Consider the following 1,471-nt stretch of genomic DNA (forward strand, 5'->3'; position numbering starts at 1 on the left):
CCACCACCATCACACGCATGGCGCGCCACTGGCAGAACCTGTTGCAGGCCATGGTTGCCGATCAGCAGCAGAGCATCGGTCGATTGAATTTGCTCGACGCTGACGAGCAACAGCACATTCTCCAGCTGTGGAACGGCACCGACTCGGGCTTCCCGGCCACGCGTTTTGTGCACGAGCTGTTCGGCGACCGCGCCCGGGAAAATCCCGATGCGGTGGCGGTCAAGTTCGACACGCAAACCCTGTCCTACGGTGAACTCGAGCGCCAGGCCAATCGCCTGGCCCACGCGCTGATCGCCCGTGGCGTCGGCCCGGAAGTGCGCGTGGCCATCGCCATGCCGCGCAGTGCCGAAAGCATGGTGGCGTTTCTCGCGGTGCTCAAATCCGGCGGCGTGTACGTGCCGCTGGACATCGAATACCCCCGCGACCGCCTGCTGTACATGATGCAGGACAGCCGCGCGCAACTGCTGCTGACTCACACCAGCGCCCTGGCGCAATTGCCGATCCCGGATGGGCTCGCAGCATTGGCCATCGATCGCACTGACGATTGGGCCGATTACCCCGACACGGCACCCGCCGTGAAGCTGGACGGCGACAACCTGGCCTACGTGATCTACACCTCGGGCTCCACCGGCATGCCCAAGGGCGTGGCGGTGTCCCACGGGCCCTTGGTGGCGCATATCATCGCCACCGGCGAGCGTTACGAAACCCGTCCCAGCGATTGCGAACTGCATTTCATGTCCTTCGCTTTCGACGGTTCCCACGAAGGCTGGATGCACCCGCTGATCAACGGCGCCAGCGTGCTGATCCGCGATGACAGCCTGTGGCTGCCCGAGTACACCTACGCGCAGATGCATCGTCACAACGTGACCCTGGCGGTGTTCCCGCCGGTGTACCTGCAACAGTTGGCCGAACACGCCGAGCGTGACGGCAACCCGCCGGCGGTGCGGGTCTACTGCTTTGGTGGTGATGCGGTAGCGCAGGCCAGTTATGACCTGGCCTGGCGCGCGCTCAAGCCCACTTACCTGTTCAACGGCTACGGCCCGACCGAAACCGTGGTCACACCACTGCTGTGGAAAGCCCGCCAGGGCGACCCGTGCGGCGCGGTTTATGCGCCCATCGGCACGCTGTTGGGCAACCGCAGCGGCTATGTGCTGGATTCCCAACTCAACCTGCAACCGATAGGCGTGGCCGGCGAGCTGTACCTGGGCGGCGAGGGTGTGGCGCGGGGTTATCTGGAGCGTCCGGCACTGACCGCCGAGCGTTTTGTGCCGGACCCGTTCGGCAAACCGGGCAGCCGCGTGTACCGCAGCGGCGACCTGACCCGTGGGCGTCCCGATGGGGTGGTGGATTACCTGGGACGCGTGGATCACCAGGTGAAGATCCGCGGCTTCCGTATCGAACTGGGGGAAATCGAGGCGCGTCTGCGCGAGCAGGCCAGCGTCGGTGAAACCGTGGTGGTGGCCCAGGATGG

At 65.3% G+C, this 1,471-nt stretch carries 1 protein-coding gene; it reads left to right on the forward strand.

The features are described 5' to 3' along the window. A partial coding sequence (locus tag ACW9IB_RS29425) for an amino acid adenylation domain-containing protein (RefSeq protein WP_457416826.1) occupies positions 1-1,471 on the forward strand: 1,471 nt, incomplete at both ends.

The organism is Pseudomonas sp. SDO524_S393, from assembly GCF_054071875.1.